At 52.7% G+C, this 16,878-nt stretch carries 13 protein-coding genes; 5 read left to right on the forward strand and 8 right to left on the reverse strand.

The window, feature by feature from the left end; translation table 11 throughout:
• Positions 1-3: 3 nt before the first annotated feature.
• The 7 genes from cdsA to rpsB form a co-directional block, all read right to left on the reverse strand.
• Positions 4-861, reverse strand: coding sequence for a phosphatidate cytidylyltransferase (gene cdsA / locus OLG56_RS17420; RefSeq protein WP_000922422.1), 858 nt, complete (start codon positions 859-861; stop codon positions 4-6).
• Positions 862-873: 12 nt separating this feature from the next.
• Positions 874-1,632 (reverse strand): (2E,6E)-farnesyl-diphosphate-specific ditrans,polycis-undecaprenyl-diphosphate synthase, encoded by a 759-nt coding sequence (gene ispU / locus OLG56_RS17425; protein WP_000947413.1) that lies wholly within the window; start codon positions 1,630-1,632, stop codon positions 874-876.
• A gap of 311 nt (positions 1,633-1,943) precedes the next feature.
• The gene (gene ispC / locus OLG56_RS17430) at positions 1,944-3,140 is read right to left on the reverse strand and encodes a 1-deoxy-D-xylulose-5-phosphate reductoisomerase (protein WP_000811899.1); all 1,197 of its coding nucleotides are present in this window, start codon (positions 3,138-3,140) and stop codon (positions 1,944-1,946) included.
• A 141-nt stretch (positions 3,141-3,281) separates the two neighbouring features.
• Positions 3,282-3,839 carry a ribosome recycling factor gene (gene frr, locus OLG56_RS17435; protein WP_000622423.1) on the reverse strand — a complete coding sequence of 186 codons (558 nt, stop codon included), beginning with the start codon at positions 3,837-3,839 and terminating at the stop codon, positions 3,282-3,284.
• Between the two features lie 146 nt (positions 3,840-3,985).
• The gene (pyrH, locus tag OLG56_RS17440) at positions 3,986-4,711 is read right to left on the reverse strand and encodes a UMP kinase (RefSeq protein WP_000224567.1); all 726 of its coding nucleotides are present in this window, start codon (positions 4,709-4,711) and stop codon (positions 3,986-3,988) included.
• Positions 4,712-4,855: 144 nt separating this feature from the next.
• Positions 4,856-5,707: a translation elongation factor Ts gene (tsf, locus tag OLG56_RS17445; RefSeq protein ID WP_000808106.1), complete on the reverse strand. Its 852-nt coding sequence runs from the start codon at positions 5,705-5,707 to the stop codon at positions 4,856-4,858.
• Between the two features lie 257 nt (positions 5,708-5,964).
• On the reverse strand, positions 5,965-6,690 hold the full coding sequence (rpsB, locus tag OLG56_RS17450; protein WP_000246886.1) for a 30S ribosomal protein S2: 726 nt from the start codon (positions 6,688-6,690) through the stop codon (positions 5,965-5,967).
• A gap of 450 nt (positions 6,691-7,140) precedes the next feature.
• Between rpsB and map the strand changes: the two genes are divergently transcribed.
• From map to dapD, 3 genes are all read left to right on the forward strand, one after another.
• On the forward strand, positions 7,141-7,935 hold the full coding sequence (map, locus tag OLG56_RS17455) for a type I methionyl aminopeptidase (RefSeq protein ID WP_001018214.1): 795 nt from the start codon (positions 7,141-7,143) through the stop codon (positions 7,933-7,935).
• 237 nt (positions 7,936-8,172) lie between these two features.
• Complete coding sequence (gene glnD / locus OLG56_RS17460; RefSeq protein WP_001094523.1) at positions 8,173-10,845, forward strand: bifunctional uridylyltransferase/uridylyl-removing protein GlnD; 2,673 nt, start codon at positions 8,173-8,175, stop codon at positions 10,843-10,845.
• A 29-nt stretch (positions 10,846-10,874) separates the two neighbouring features.
• Positions 10,875-11,699 carry a 2,3,4,5-tetrahydropyridine-2,6-dicarboxylate N-succinyltransferase gene (gene dapD / locus OLG56_RS17465; protein WP_001186676.1) on the forward strand — a complete coding sequence of 275 codons (825 nt, stop codon included), beginning with the start codon at positions 10,875-10,877 and terminating at the stop codon, positions 11,697-11,699.
• Positions 11,700-11,735: 36 nt separating this feature from the next.
• Here dapD and OLG56_RS17470 read toward each other — a convergent pair whose 3' ends face one another.
• On the reverse strand, positions 11,736-13,037 hold the full coding sequence (locus OLG56_RS17470) for an MFS transporter (protein ID WP_023232736.1): 1,302 nt from the start codon (positions 13,035-13,037) through the stop codon (positions 11,736-11,738).
• Positions 13,038-13,283: 246 nt separating this feature from the next.
• On the opposite strand from OLG56_RS17470, the gene OLG56_RS17475 reads away from it, so the two are divergent.
• Both OLG56_RS17475 and OLG56_RS17480 read left to right on the forward strand, forming a co-directional pair.
• Positions 13,284-13,670, forward strand: a complete 387-nt coding sequence (locus OLG56_RS17475) for a DUF3461 family protein (RefSeq protein ID WP_000272193.1) — start codon at positions 13,284-13,286, stop codon at positions 13,668-13,670.
• A gap of 185 nt (positions 13,671-13,855) precedes the next feature.
• Complete coding sequence (locus OLG56_RS17480) at positions 13,856-16,825, forward strand: putative mucin/carbohydrate-binding domain-containing protein (protein WP_061377090.1); 2,970 nt, start codon at positions 13,856-13,858, stop codon at positions 16,823-16,825.
• Positions 16,826-16,878 lie beyond the last annotated feature (53 nt).

Consider the following 16,878-nt stretch of genomic DNA (forward strand, 5'->3'; position numbering starts at 1 on the left):
CCGTTAGAGCGTCCTGAACACCAGTAACAACAGGCAAGCAAAGACCGGTACGGCAGCCGTCAGGCTGTCAATTCGGTCCAGAATGCCGCCATGGCCTGGAATCAAGTGGCCGCTATCCTTAATTCCTGCTTCGCGCTTAAACATACTCTCGGTGAGGTCGCCCAGTACAGAAGCCAGAGCCGCCACCACAGAGCAAATCAGCAAGATAACAGGCGCAACATTCAGATTCGCCCACATACCGTAACCCCATGAGATCACGGCAGCCGTAGCAAGCCCGCCGATAAACCCTTGCCAGGTTTTACCCGGGGAAACCTTCGGCGCCAGCTTATGTTTGCCAAATAATTTACCAAACATATACGCGCCAGAGTCCGCTCCCCAGACCAGGATCATGACATAGAGTAGCCATATTGCGCCACTGTAATGATTCTCGTCATAGTGCCAGGCGCGCAGCGCCAGCATGCCCCAGAAAAATGGCACGATAGTTAACAAACCGAAAATGAGACGCAATGTTTTTGAGTTGCGCCAGATTGCCGCCGAACCGGGATAAAATAGCACCAGCAGTAGCGCGACAACCCACCATCCTAACGATGCCCAAAGCGACATCTCAACCAGCGGTTGACGAATGTTGTGATGATACTCAGGCAACAAAAATAGCATCAGCGCCAATAACAGACCACACAGCACCGCCAGCCAAACCCGCTGTGAACGCGCGGCGAAACCGCTTAACTGTCCCCATTCCCACGCGGCCAGCATACAGACAACCAGCGTAATAATGGCGAACCCCACCGGCGGCAATAAAAAAAGCGCAGCGATGACCGCGGGTATTAACACAAAAGCAGAAATCAGGCGATACTTCAGCAAAAGCAACCCCCATCAGGCTTTGTCATCACCAGGCTCGGTACCGCCGAAACGACGCTCTCGATTAGCAAAGGCATGCAGCGCACCTTCAAAGTCTTGTTCATCGAAATCGGGCCAAAGAACATCCGTAAAGTAAAGTTCGGCATAGGCAATTTGCCAAAGCAAAAAGTTACTAATGCGATGCTCTCCCCCAGTCCTAATTACTAAATCCACAGGCGCCAGCTCATGCATACAGATTTGCTGGCCTAGTCTCTCTTCATCAATCTGATCGGGGCGCAGCACTCCAGCCTGCACCTGTTCCGCCAGTTGTCGGACTCCCTGGACAATATCCCAACGTCCGCCGTAATTCGCAGCGATATTCAGCGTTAGACCCGTATTATGGGCGGTAAGCGCTTCTGATTTGCGAATACGTTCTTGTAAACGTGAGTTGAATCGGCTGATATCGCCGATAATACGCAGGCGAACGTTATGGCGGTGCAGGCTTTTGACTTCGCTATCCAGCGCCCACACAAACAGCTCCATTAACGCGCTCACTTCCTGCGCCGGTCGGTTCCAGTTTTCACTACTAAAGGCATACAGCGTTAACGCATCAATACCGTTATTGGCAGCAAAAGAGACCGCTCGCCGGACGGACTTCGCCCCGGCTTTATGCCCAAAGGCCCGGATCTTCCCTTGCTTTTTCGCCCAGCGACCATTGCCATCCATAATTATTGCAACATGACGGCAGCCATGCGCTGGCAAATTTTCGCTTACTGGTTGAGTTGCAGACAACATAACGCGTTTTTGTCCCTGAAAGGATTTAGCGGTACTCAGGAATACTGAAGCCTTTATACACATTCTCTTCGGTCCGCTTCGCGGATGACTGCGCGTCATCGCCCCTGTCGTGCGCTGTCTGCGCACGCCGGGAACGTATTCGCCTGCCGTCCCGATGCGTCCTGAATGATTTTGTGTATCCACAAAAAAGCCGTGTAAAACCACGGCTAACCTGACCGAAAAAAGCCAAAAACCTGCGATCAGGTGGCGCAGACTATATCACCGAAGCCCAACGCTAACAAATAGCACGATCTTCTGTCGCGGGATAATCGTCAGCGTGAGAGCCGTATCACTTGTTTTCTGGCTACTTCACGCGCGATGGCGTCAACCTGCAATACGTCCTCAACGCTTGCCGGTTCCTGTAAATCCATCCTCTCCAGCACCGCTAAATTGAGCCCGGCGATATCGGTAAAACGAATCTGTTGCGCCAGAAACGCGGCAACGGTGATTTCGTTTGCCGCATTGAGCGCCGTCGTTGCCGCCTGACCTTGCTCAAACGCCTCCATCGCCAGCTTCAGGCATGGATAACGCTGATAATCTGGCGCGCTAAACGTCAACGCGCTGAGTTTGCAAAAATCGAGCGGCTGCGCGCCGGACGCGACGCGATTCGGCCATGCCATCGTATGCGCAATAGGCGTACGCATGTCAGGTTCTCCAAGCTGCGCCAGGACGCTGCCGTCCTGATAACGCACCATCGAATGAATGACCGATTGCGGATGGATCAACACTTCCATCTGACGTGCGCTGGCATTAAATAACCAACGCGCTTCAATGTATTCCAGACCTTTATTCATCATGGTGGCGGAGTCGACGGAGATTTTTCGCCCCATCGACCAGTTCGGATGACGACATGCCTGATCCGGCGTCATCGCTGCCAGATCGCACATTGGCGTTTCACGAAACGGGCCACCAGACCCGGTAAGCAAAATCGACGTTACGCCATTTTGCTCAAGGTCAGCGTATCCCAGATTATGCTGAATAGATTGCGGCAAACTCTGAAAAATCGCGTTATGTTCGCTATCGACGGGTAAAAGCCGGGCGTTGCTGCGTTTTACTTCGTCCATAAACAGCCGCCCGCAGGTCACCAGCGATTCTTTATTCGCCAGCAGAATCGTCTTCCCTGCGCGAATCGCCGCCAGGGTCGGCAGTAAACCAGCCGCGCCCACAATGGCCGCCATCACATGCCCGACCTCATCAAGCGCCGCCATCTCACAGGCAGCCTGCTGACCGCTCAGAACCTCGGTGCGACTGCCATGCTGCTGAAGCATTATTTTGAGCTGTTCTGCGCTCGACGTATCGTCCATCACGGCATAACGCGGCGAGAACTCCAGGCACTGCTCCGCCATGCGGGCGACATTTTTACCCGCCACCAGCGCGATAACGCGGAAGCTATCAGGATTATGGCGCACCACGTCCAGTGTGCTGCAACCAATAGAGCCGGTCGAGCCCAGAATGGTTAATTGCTTCATGAAACGTCCAGAAGTGTTGAAACGGAATAAAAAGCAAAACGCCGCACAGGAGACCTGATAATGTCTTCTGCGCGGCGCTTTGTACACCACTCATCCGCCAGGTTTAGCGGTGGAATGAGTTTATATCTGCGTACAGATCAATCAGAACTGCATCAGTTCTGCTTCTTTATCTGCCAACGCCGCATCAACTTTCTTAATTGCCGCGTCGGTCATTTTCTGTACTTCTTCCTGAGAGCGACGATCGTCATCTTCACTGATCGCTTTATCTTTCAGCAGAGCTTTTACTTTATCGTTCGCATCACGGCGGACGTTACGTACGGCGACACGCGCCTGCTCCGCTTCGCCACGGACAATTTTCGTCAGATCTTTACGACGTTCTTCGGTCAGCGGCGGCAGCGGAACGCGAATGTCGGTGCCCGCAGAACTTGGATTCAAACCGAGGTCTGACGCCATGATCGCTTTTTCAACGGCTGGCCCCATAGAACGGTCAAACACGTTAATTTTTAAGGTACGGGAGTCTTCTACCGTTACGCTTGCCAACTGGCGCAGCGGGGTCGGAGTGCCATAGTATTCTACGACAATACCATCCAGCAGGCTGGGAGAAGCACGACCCGTGCGCACTTTGCTGATTTGGGTTTTGAACGCTTCAACGCATTTTTCCATGCGTACTTCAGCATCTTTTCTGATATCGCTAATCACGTTACGAATCCTTGAAAACTAGTCTCAGTCAGACCAGACGGTCACACAATACAAAGATGTGCTAAGTATAGTCTCGTTTAATTTCTGCCAGGTAATAAGCCCCGTCAATAGAACAGAATCTTACCCGTATTTGGCGCTCACGGGAATTATTCCGTGATTAACGTCCCTTCTTTTTCGCCCATCACCACACGACGCAGCGCGCCCGGTTTGTTCATGTTGAAAACACGAATCGGCAGTTTGTGGTCACGAGCCAGCGTGAACGCCGCCAGATCCATCACTTTCAGCTCTTTATCCAGCACTTCGCTGTAGGTCAGCTGATCGTACATGGTCGCGGAAGGATCTTTTGCCGGATCGGCAGTGAATACGCCATCCACTTTGGTCGCTTTCAGTACGACATCCGCTTCAATTTCGATCCCGCGCAGACAGGCCGCAGAGTCGGTAGTGAAGAACGGGTTACCCGTACCTGCAGACAGAATCACAACACGGTTATTACGCAGCAGGCTAATAGCCTCGGCCCAACTGTAGTTGTCGCATACGCCGTTTAAAGGAATTGCCGACATCAGGCGGGCGTTCACATAGGCGCGGTGAAGCGCATCACGCATTGCCAGGCCGTTCATGACGGTGGCCAACATGCCCATGTGGTCGCCCACAACGCGGTTCATCCCCGCTTTTGCCAGACCTGCGCCACGGAACAGGTTACCACCGCCAATCACCACACCAACCTGAATACCCAGTTCAACCAGTTCTTTGATCTCCTGAGCCATACGATCCAGTATGCTTGCATCAATACCGAAGCCTTCCGTACCCTGCAGAGCTTCGCCGCTTAATTTAAGCAGAATGCGTTTATAGACGGGTTTTGCATTGGTAGCCATGTTTCTTTCCTGAGACTGTCAACGATTGATATGAGTTAATTCCGGCGACATTGTACGTCGCATTTCAGCGCAGACGCCAGGCGTCGGCTGATTTTACAAGAGAGGCGCAAAAAGAAGCCGCCCTCAGGCGGCTCCTCAGGAAAATCAGGACTGCTTAGACATCGCAGCAACTTCTGCTGCAAAGTCAGTCTCGACTTTCTCAATGCCTTCGCCCACTTCAAAGCGGATGAAGCCAGTCACGTCAGCGTTGTGCTCTTTCAGCAGTTGGCCAACAGATTTGCTCGGTTCCATGACGAAAGGCTGACCAGTCAGAGAAACTTCGCCGGTGAATTTCTTCATGCGGCCTTCAACCATTTTCTCTGCGATTTCTTTCGGCTTACCGGACTGCATCGCGATGTCCAGCTGTACCTGGTACTCTTTCTCTACCACGTCAGCAGACACGTCTTCCGGCTTAACGAATTCCGGCTTGCTTGCCGCAACGTGCATCGCCAGCTGTTTAACCAGCTCTTCGTCAGCGCCTTTAGCAGCAACCAGAACGCCGATGCGCGCACCGTGCTGGTAAGAACCCAGAACGTCGCCTTCCAGGGAAGCTACGCGACGAATGTTGATGTTCTCGCCAATTTTCGCTACCAGAGCAACGCGCTCTTCTTCGAACTGCGCTTTCAGGACTTCTACGTCAGTGATTTTGCCAGCAACAGCGGCGTCCAGCACTTTGTCAGCAAATGCCTGGAAGCCAGCATCTTTAGCCACGAAGTCAGTCTGGCAGTTAACTTCCAGAATGAAAGCGACGTTGCCGTCGATTTTGGTTTTGATTACGCCGTCAGCAGCCACGTTGCCTGCTTTTTTCGCCGCTTTGATAGCGCCGGACTTACGCATGTTTTCGATTGCCAGCTCAATGTCGCCATTCGCTTCAGTCAGCGCTTTTTTGCAATCCATCATGCCTGCGCCAGTACGCTCACGCAGCTCTTTTACCAGGGATGCGGTAATTTCAGCCATTCTAAAATCCTCGAAAGATTTGATCTGCCCGGCATCAAACCGCACAGATATAAAAGTGAAAAAGGGGGCCATATACAGGCCCCCTAACCAAACGTGATACTACCTGGTCTATAAGGGCTCTCCCCTTCATATTTCGAGCCGCAGGTGCGTTGCCTTCACTCGCTCATCCCGGTCACTTACTGATGTAAGCTCCCGGGAATTCTCGAGCTTGCCGCCTTCCTGCAACTCGAACTATTTTAGGGAGTTATCAAGCCTTATTACTCGGCTTCTACGAAGCTTTCTTCCGCCTGGGAAGCCAGATCCTGAGAACGGCCTTCACGAACGGTTGCAGCGACAGCGCCCAGGTACAGGCTAACAGCACGGATTGCGTCATCGTTACCCGGGATAACGAAGTCAACGCCGTCCGGATCAGAGTTGGTATCAACGATAGCAAATACCGGGATACCCAGGTTGTTCGCTTCTTTGATAGCAATGTGCTCGTGGTCAGCATCGATAACGAACAGAGCGTCCGGCAGACCGCCCATGTCTTTGATACCGCCCAGGCTGTTTTCCAGTTTCTCAAGCTCACGAGTACGCATCAGCGCTTCTTTCTTGGTCAGCTTTTCGAAAGTACCGTCCTGAGACTGAGTTTCCAGGTCTTTCAGACGTTTGATGGACTGACGAACTGTTTTCCAGTTAGTCAGCATACCGCCCAGCCAGCGATGGTTCACGAAGAACTGGTCGCAGCTGTTAGCAGCTTCTTTCACCGCTTCGCTTGCAGCGCGTTTAGTACCAACGAAAAGGATTTTACCTTTACGAGCAGAGATCTTGTTCAGTTCAGCCAGAGCTTCGTTGAACATCGGTACAGTTTTCTCAAGGTTGATGATGTGAACTTTGTTACGCGCGCCGAAGATGAACGGCTTCATTTTCGGGTTCCAGTAACGGGTCTGGTGACCAAAGTGAACACCAGCCTTGAGCATATCGCGCATGGAAACAGTTGCCATGATTTAAAACCTCTATAGATTAAGTTGGGGTTATGCCTCCACGTATCCCATATTACCGACCCCAAAGGGCACCCCGGAATATGTGCCGATACGTGTGTGTTGTTACACAAAGTGAGATTTGTCGCTCCCGTCCATCGTGTGTAGTCTTCGAATGGATCGGAAGTCCGGCGCGCTTTATACCACAAATACGCCACCGACACCAATAATTGTTGGCACTCAGTGCTGAATTGAACGATGAATTTCGTGTTACAAGCAGGCGGCAAATTTTTGCATCCCCTGGAGCTTACGGCCAGTAAGTGACTGGGGTGAAAAAATGTCGCCAACGCACTTGTGGCACGAAAGGCGAAGTTCAGAATGATTCTCAATTTGGCAGGGTACACCCCTGACTGATACCATTGTCAGCACTTACACAATTATTGCCGAAATCATCGGCACTGATGGACAGAATTCATGGCTATCTCAATCAAGACATCTGAAGACATCGAAAAAATGCGCGTCGCGGGCCGTCTGGCAGCCGAAGTGCTGGAAATGATCGAACCGTATATCAAACCGGGCGTCACCACCGGCGAACTGGACCGTATCTGTAACGATTACATCGTTAACGAACAACACGCGATCTCCGCCTGCCTCGGCTACCACGGCTATCCGAAATCCGTCTGTATCTCTATTAATGAAGTGGTGTGCCACGGCATTCCGGATGACGCTAAACATCTGAAAGATGGTGATATCGTCAACATCGACGTGACCGTGATTAAAGATGAATTCCACGGCGATACCTCGAAGATGTTTATCGTCGGCAAACCGACCATTCTGGGCGAGCGTCTGTGCCGCGTCACGCAAGAGAGCCTGTATCTGGGCATCAAAATGGTGAAACCGGGCATCCGCCTGCGCACCATTGGCGCCGCCATCCAGAAATATGCCGAAGGCGAAGGTTTCTCCGTGGTACGTGAATACTGCGGACACGGTATTGGTCGCGGCTTCCATGAAGAACCGCAGGTGCTGCATTATGATGCAGACGATGGCGGCGTCGTGTTGCAGCCTGGCATGACCTTTACCATTGAACCGATGCTGAACGCCGGGGATTACCGTATCCGCACCATGAAAGACGGCTGGACGGTAAAAACCAAAGACCGCAGCTTGTCTGCTCAGTACGAGCATACTATTGTGGTAACGGAAAACGGCTGTGAAATTCTGACGCTGCGTAAAGATGACACCATCCCGGCGATCATCACACACGACGAATAATGTTTTGCCTGATGGCGATGCCTTCGCATCTTATCAGGCCTACAAATTACACCTTTACTCAAAATCATTCGAGTTGCCTCAAGGCGGCAAGAGAGTGAATCTTCAGGAGCGTACATAAGTACGTGACTGGAGTGAACGAGCGCAGCCAACGTAGAAGCAACTTGAAGGATGAAGAGTAAATACGTAGGCCGGATAAGGCGTTCACGCCATTATCCGGCTTTTTAATGGGTGGCGCATATGAATACTCTTCCTGAACAGCACGCGAATACCGCACTCCCCACCCTCCCTGACCAGCCGCAAAACCCTGGCGTCTGGCCGCGCGCTGAACTGACCGTCGCCGGTATCAAAGCCCGTATCGACATCTTTCAACACTGGCTGGGCGAGGCATTTGACAGCGGCATTTGTGCTGAACAGCTTATTGAAGCTCGTACCGAATTTATTGACCAGTTGTTGCAACGCCTGTGGATTGAGGCCGGTTTCGGTCAGATTGCCGATCTGGCGCTGGTCGCCGTCGGCGGCTATGGACGCGGCGAACTGCATCCGCTTTCCGATATTGATCTGCTCATTTTAAGCCGCAAAAAGCTGCCCGATGAACAGGCACAAAAGGTCGGCGAGCTGCTGACTTTATTATGGGACGTCAAGCTGGATGTCGGGCATAGCGTACGTACGCTGGAAGAGTGTCTGCTGGAAGGTCTGTCTGATTTAACCGTTGCGACAAACCTCATCGAAACGCGCCTGCTGATCGGTGATGTTGCTCTGTTTCTGGCACTGCAAAAACATATTTTCAGCGAAGGTTTTTGGCCGTCCGACAAATTTTACGCCGCCAAAGTAGAAGAGCAGAACCAGCGCCACCAGCGCTATCACGGTACCAGCTATAATCTGGAGCCGGATATTAAAAGCAGCCCCGGCGGCCTGCGCGATATCCATACATTGCAGTGGGTCGCCCGACGTCACTTCGGCGCTACCTCGCTCGATGAGATGGTGGGATTCGGCTTTTTAACCCCCGCTGAGCGCGCGGAGCTCAACGAGTGCCTGCATATCCTGTGGCGCATTCGCTTTGCGCTACATCTGGTGGTCAGCCGCTACGATAACCGCCTGCTGTTCGACCGCCAGTTAAGCGTCGCTCAACGCCTTAACTACAGCGGCGAGGGCAATGATCCGGTTGAGCGGATGATGAAAGACTACTTCCGGGTTACGCGCCGGGTGAGCGAACTCAATCAGATGCTGCTTCAGCTATTTGACGAGGCGATTCTGGCGCTGCCTGCGGATGAAAAACCGCGTCCTGTTGACGATGAGTTTCAACTGCGCGGCACGCTCATTGATCTGCGTGACGACACGCTGTTTATCCGCGAACCGCAAGCGATCCTGCGCATGTTTTATATGATGGTGCGCAATAGCGCGATCACCGGCATCTACTCTACGACGTTACGCCATTTGCGCCACGCCCGCCGCCACCTGAGCCAACCGCTGTGTTACATCCCGGAGGCGCGCACTCTGTTTCTTAGTATGCTGCGCCATCCCGGCGCGGTCAGCCGCGGCCTGCTGCCTATGCATCGCCACAGCGTACTGTGGGCTTATATGCCGCAGTGGTCGCACATCGTCGGACAAATGCAGTTTGACCTGTTCCACGCATACACGGTGGATGAACACACTATCCGCGTAATGCTCAAACTGGAGAGCTTTGCAAAAGAAGAGACGCGCCAGCGCCATCCGCTATGCGTCGATCTCTGGCCGCGGCTTCCCCATCCGGAACTGATCCTGATCGCCGCGCTGTTCCACGATATTGCGAAAGGACGCGGCGGCGACCATTCGGTACTGGGCGCGCAGGATGTACTCACCTTCGCCGAACTGCACGGTTTGAACTCACGCGAAACGCAACTGGTCGCCTGGCTGGTGCGCCAACACCTGCTAATGTCAGTCACCGCCCAGCGCCGCGACATCCAGGATCCGGAAGTCATCAAGCAGTTTGCCGAAGAGGTGCAAACCGAAACACGGCTGCGTTTTCTGGTCTGCCTGACCGTCGCGGACATCTGCGCGACCAACGAAACCTTGTGGAATAGCTGGAAACAGAGCCTGCTGCGCGAGCTGTACTTCGCCACTGAAAAACAGCTCAGGCGCGGAATGCAAAATACGCCGGATATGCGTGAGCGCGTGCGTCACCATCAGCTTCAGGCGCTGGCGCTGCTGCGAATGGACAATATTGATGAAGCCGCGCTGCACAAAATCTGGACCCGCTGTCGCGCTAACTATTTTGTTCGTCATAGTCCAAATCAGCTCGCCTGGCACGCACGCCATTTATTGCAGCACGATCTGAGCCAACCGTTAGTGTTGCTCAGTCCGCAAGCCACGCGCGGCGGAACCGAAATTTTTATCTGGAGTCCGGACAGACCCTATCTGTTTGCCGCCGTCTGCGCCGAGCTGGACAGGCGTAATTTAAGCGTCCATGACGCGCAGATCTTTACCACTCGCGACGGCATGGCAATGGATACGTTTATCGTTCTGGAACCAGACGGCAGCCCGCTGGCGGCGGATCGCCATGACGTTATTCGCACCGGTCTTGAACAGACCATTACGCAGCGTAGCTGGCAGCCGCCGCAGCCGCGTCGGCAACCGGCAAAGTTACGGCACTTTACGGTCGAAACGGAAGTCAATTTTTTGCCCACCCATACCGACAGAAAATCATTCATGGAATTGATCGCGCTCGATCAACCTGGTCTGCTGGCCAGGGTCGGACAAATTTTTGCCGATCTGGGAATTTCGCTTCATGGCGCCCGAATTACAACCATTGGTGAACGAGTAGAAGATTTATTCATAATCGCCACAGCGGATCGGCGCGCACTTAATAATGTGCTGCAACTTGAGGTGCAACAACGGTTGACAGCGGCCCTCAATCCAAACGATAAAGGGTAGTGTGTTTATTTATATGAAAGAGTTTAACAATGCAGCAGTTACAGAACGTTATTGAGACCGCTTTTGAGCGCCGCGCCGATATTACGCCGGTTAATGTAGATACCGTGACCCGAGAGGCGGTAAACCAGGTCATTTCTCTACTTGATTCCGGCGCGCTGCGTGTCGCAGAAAAAATCGACGGTCAGTGGGTCACTCACCAGTGGTTGAAGAAAGCGGTTCTGCTCTCTTTCCGTATTAACGATAACCAGGTTATCGACGGTGCGGAAAGCCGCTACTTCGATAAAGTCCCGATGAAATTCGCTGATTACGACGAAGCGCGTTTTCAGAAAGAAGGCTTCCGCGTCGTTCCGCCTGCAGCCGTTCGTCAGGGCGCATTTATCGCCCGCAACACCGTGCTGATGCCGTCTTACGTTAACATCGGCGCCTACGTTGACGAAGGCACCATGGTTGATACCTGGGCGACGGTGGGTTCCTGCGCGCAGATTGGTAAAAATGTTCACCTTTCCGGCGGCGTGGGTATCGGCGGCGTACTAGAGCCGCTGCAGGCTAACCCGACCATCATTGAAGACAACTGCTTTATTGGCGCGCGTTCTGAAGTCGTGGAAGGCGTCATTGTCGAAGAAGGTTCCGTCATTTCCATGGGGGTATACCTCGGCCAGAGCACCAAAATCTACGATCGCGAAACCGGTGAAGTTCACTATGGCCGCGTACCGGCGGGCTCCGTGGTCGTTTCCGGCAACCTGCCGTCAAAAGACGGTAAGTACAGTTTGTACTGCGCGGTGATCGTGAAAAAAGTCGACGCCAAAACGCGTGGCAAAGTGGGCATTAACGAATTATTGCGCACTATTGATTAAGCGAGTGAAAAGCGGGGGCGACAGCCCCCCTTTGCATTACGGCGAATGCGGTAACACGGTTTCCGGCGCAATCTTTGCCGCAAATGCCGAAGCCAACGCAGTCAAAACGACATAACCGGCAACCAAAGTCCAACTGTTATCATAGACTGCGCTTAACGCTTTAGCGATAAACGGCGTGAATCCCCCTGCCACAACCGCCCCCAACTGAGCGCCAATTGATGAACCGCTGTAGCGTACAGGCGGATGAAACAGTCCGGCGAAAAAAGAAGGTTGCACGGCATTCAGTGAATTATGACCAATGTTAATAAGCAGAACGTAGCCCATTGTCATCAGTATGAGCGAACGGCTTTCCAGCAGCCAGAAAAAGGGAAAAGCCATTGCCGCGACAAAAAGCGCGCCGAAAATATACACCTGACGGCAGCCACGCCGATCCGACATGATGCCAAATAGCACGTGCATGGGATACGCCAGCAGACAGGTGAACATTACAATGTACAGAATAGTCAGGCTGGCAATCCCAAGCTGCGTCGTCGCCCAGGAAACCGCGAAGACGGTGGCAAGAAAAAAGGGAACGCTTTCCGCAAAACGTAGAATTATAATCAGCAAAATGCTGCGCCATTGTTCTCGTACTACTTTGACCACCGGCCTTTCTTCTCTTTGCTGCCTATGATTAATGGCCTGCTGCTTTTTAAACGCACGGAAGACAGGCGTCTCATCCAGACGATGACGCATATATAATCCAGGCAGCACCAAAAGCGCACTGAGCAGAAAAGGAATACGCCATCCCCACAATAACAACGCATCCTTCGGTAATTGGGTCACGACTATAAATGCGCCTGTCGCCAATAATTGTCCCGTGAGTCCTCCTGTTTGCGATAGCGCGCTTAACCGCCCCCGGTGCTTTCCAGCAGCATATTCCACGACCATTAACATGGCGCCTCCCCATTCGCCTCCAACCATAAATCCCTGCAGAAAACGCAGAATAACCAGTAAGGCAGGCGCCAGCGCGCCAATACTGGCGTAAGAAGGCAGGCAACCGATGAGAAACGTGACCGCGCCCATCCCCCCTAACGTGATTAATAACGTGTTTTTACGCCCAAGCGTATCTCCCCTGTTGCCAAAAAATAGCGCGCCCAGCGGCCGGGAAATAAATCCCACGCCGAAACTGGCAAAAGAAGATAACGTTGCAGTCAATGGGCTGGCGCCAGGGAAAAAAAGCGGGCCAAATACCAGCGCGCTTGCCAGGCCGTATAATAGAAAATCATAATATTCAATGGAGTTTCCTATCCAGGCGGAAATCACCACCCGGCGAATAGTAGCATTATACGTTCCGGACATAGACTCCGCCTCTCAAGGTTATCGACCACTACCTCCGGTCAATTTTCCACACTGACCTCAAACGCTTTCTCTATAAACGGAATATCGCGTTGAATTACTTAAACTATCAATAACCACCGCCCTTTTACTCATGACGTTGCCGAGACGTCTTCTGCGATCAACCGCGCTTTTTTTGTATCCATTGGTGGCGAAAAACCAACTTTTCGTTAATTATTCAAAAGTTATAGTGTGATGAAGGATACCGCTATGTATGACAATCTAAAAAGTCTGGGCATTACCAATCCTGAGGAAATCGATCGTTACAGCCTGCGGCAAGAAGCCAATAACGATATCCTGAAAATCTATTTTCAAAAGGATAGAGGTGAATTCTTTGCTAAAAGCGTGAAGTTTAAGTATCCACGCCAGCGTAAAACGGTGGTGGCCGATGGCATCGGTCAGGGTTATAAAGAAGTACAGGAGATTAGCCCTAACCTACGCTATGTGATTGACGAGCTGGACCAAATCTGCCAGCGCGACCGCTCAGAACTCGATCTCAAACGTAAGATCCTCGACGACTTGCGCCACCTGGAAAGCGTCGTCGCGAATAAGATCAGTGAAATCGAAGCCGATCTGGACAAGCTTACCCGCAAATAAAAAAGCTGCCGGGGCTTCATTTCGGGCCCCTCTCACACTGCTGCTCCCTCTCATCCGCCTCACGGCTACCACCATTTTTCATCACTATGCCTCACAGCAGCTCAATACATATCATTTCGTTATCCTGCTGTATTTATTAATAAAAATAAAAAGCTATGTTCATCCTCCCTATTTATGGAGGTTATATGACTCAGGAAATCACGTTAACATGTTATTCGCTGCCTGCGGCCCCCGGACTGGATAACATCAAATTTGAAAAGGGGCGCGAGCACGACCGCCAGGCGCTGGGATTTATTCTGCCAGCGAATACGCAGCTGCAAATCCGCCAGCCAAATAACAACGCCGGTAACGCCAGACTCCGTCTGCTGTGCAATGACTCAGCGTGTGAGAAATCGCTTACGCTGAACGGCAACTGGCAAACGATCAGCACAACGGTCGATTCCGTTCCCTTTATTGATACCCTCTTTTTTGCGCAGGGCGGCGAGTTTTCGGTGATCTACCGACAGCCAACCAGCAATAAAAATTTGCCACACTGGCGTAAGGGGCAATCCGAAGACACTTTTTTCCAGACCTGGGAAGAACAGGCGTCGCCTTTTGCCCTGCTGGAACTGGACCGCGTGCGTTTTCTGCTGCCCTGGGCGGATCGCGCTAATGTCATCAACGCCGGTATCACCGCGCTGGATGCGTACTATACGCGAGTGATCGACGCCTATAATGACTGGACTGGTCTCAGCGATAGCCCTGCTTCGCCGCTTAATCAAAATGTCGCTAACCGCTATTTTATTAAAGCGGATAAACACGGCGTCGGCGCGGCTTATTATCTCCCCTGGTGGTGCGCGCAAACGGCTGCAACATTAAGCCAGGGGTGGATCGATAATGTCGCCACGCAGTGGACGATTCTGCATGAAATCGGTCACGGCTATCAGGGCGTCTTTATGAATGACGTCGACCTGCCAGTCGGTGAGATGTGGAACAACATTTACGCCGCGTTTTTCCAGCAGCTTAACCTGAACCAGGGGAACCATCTTTATACCGACGGCTGGCTCTATGATTACGGGCGGCAGTCTGAGCAGGAATTGCAATTCATTACCCATCTGCGGAATCGCACGCCGATTAGCGCCTGGGGCGTCCGACCCCGTCTGCAATTTCTGATGCTGATGTTATTTAAAGGCGGAACAGAAGCCTTCCGGGTGTTTAACCAGAACTACCGCGCGCTGGGTGCTGACGAAAACTTTTTGCCCTGCGAGCATCGTCTGACCGATCTGCTGGCGGACGCCATCGCCACAGCCTCAGGTTATGACGTCGCGCCGTTTATTCAGCTGTGCGGCTTACCGGTCGATGCGTTCACCCGCGAGCAGATCGCCGCACAGGCGGTAAAACCCGTCTGGCCGCTTTACGATCTGCTGCCGGAGCGCGAATGGGAAAGCGCGCGCCAACAGTTGGGGCTGGACTCTTTTGTCTGGCTGGTTGAAAACGCCGAGCTGGCGGCGCTGAACAAAACGGGAACGCTCACGCTAACGCTGAATATCGATCAGCCGGAGCAACTTTATGGACGCGCCTTAACGCTACACGACAACGCCGGCAACACGTATACATTGCCCGTCAACGACAGTACGCTCACGTTAACTCCCCTGCCCATTGGCATTTACCATCTCACCCTGCCCAAAGGGCGATCGCAGAAATACCGCCCGGACACGGACTATGTGGTTATCCGCGAAGGGGAAAACGCGCTTACCGTTAATTTCACCGCCTTGCAGGACAGCGCCGCGCATAATGAGCAGTTGATTTTCCTCGGCTACGGCGACATGCCCTTCGCCCGTTTAGCCGTGGATCATGAGGCCAGACAATTAGTTCTGGACATCACGAAAGCCACGCCGCACAGCTACTTCGCGAATACCTTATACGCCAGCATAACGGTGTTAACCGCCAGCGGCGAAAAGGTTTTTGAACGTAAGATGAACGGAACAAACTGCGCCACCGAAAAAATTGTGGTACCGTTTAGCGACCACTACCACCTTTATCTTTATCATGCCGAGCCTGGCCGCCTGAAAGCCTCGCCGGGCTATCTGACATTGGTCTCGTCGACGAAATATCAGTTACTGCGTCTTGATAGCGAAGGGCTTTATCATTTTTCGCTCAACAACGATCCTGCCGCAGATCTCCAGGCTATGTTTATCCATCGCGCAGATGCTATCCGCGCCTGCCCTTCATTGATGGCGCAACCTTATGCCGCTTGCAAAAACGATCTCTGGCTGATGCTCTCCCACATTGAAGAGCCGACCCGTAGCGCGTTAATGCGCGACAGCGTTGATGTGCTGCCGACGGATAACAGCGAGCCGGGCGAAGGCATCGGTAAAGGCGTGACGTTGCAGTTACGCGGACAAGGCGACAGAACGTTTTGCCAGCTTGCTTACGATAATCGGCAACAGCGCATGACAATAGAAACTCTGGCCGGGCAGCCTCATCCCTACTATACCGCGACATATAGCACGCTCACGGTGAAGGAGGAGTCCGGCGAGGTTATCTATAGCCGTCATTATGATGGCATCACCCACTATTCAGCCGATAGCGATACGGTTGTTTTGCAAGCGGGAATGTACATTGAGCTCTTCCATGACGAACCTTACCGTTGCAACGCCATCAATGAAACGACCGGGCAAAACGTCACGCTGAAAAAACACAACCGCTGGCGCGTGGTGAGCGATGGGCTGGAGGTCGACTCACCGGAACAAACGGAAGAGAAAAATACCTCCGATGCTGCCGCATTATATGGCGATAAATTCAGCTGGCAGCTTATTGGCAAGGAAGAAAATGGTTTTGCCAGTATGGAAATAGACATCCGTGCGCAACAATTTATCTTTACCGCATACCCAATTGTGCCGCATAGCGACTTCGCAACGGAATATGCGGCAGTGACGATTTATAATACGCGCGGTACGGTGGTTTACCGTCAGTCGATAAAAGGTTCAGTGCAGCTTGGCGGCTATACTGACGTCTGCGGGCTGGATGAGGATTATACGATTGAGGTCTTTCATGCCGAGGGCGCAGACCAGTCGGTTATCCGCAACCCGCTCAATGGCGAAAGCTGGCCGCAGCCGCAACACGTGATCTGGCAGATCACGGCGCGGGGATTGCAGCGCCTGACCACGAATTAACCCCACCCCATCACAGCGTCTTCGGGCGCTGTGAGATTACGTTGTCGAATGGC

The organism is Salmonella sp. 2018103 (assembly GCF_026247685.1).
GTDB lineage: Bacteria > Pseudomonadota > Gammaproteobacteria > Enterobacterales > Enterobacteriaceae > Salmonella > Salmonella enterica.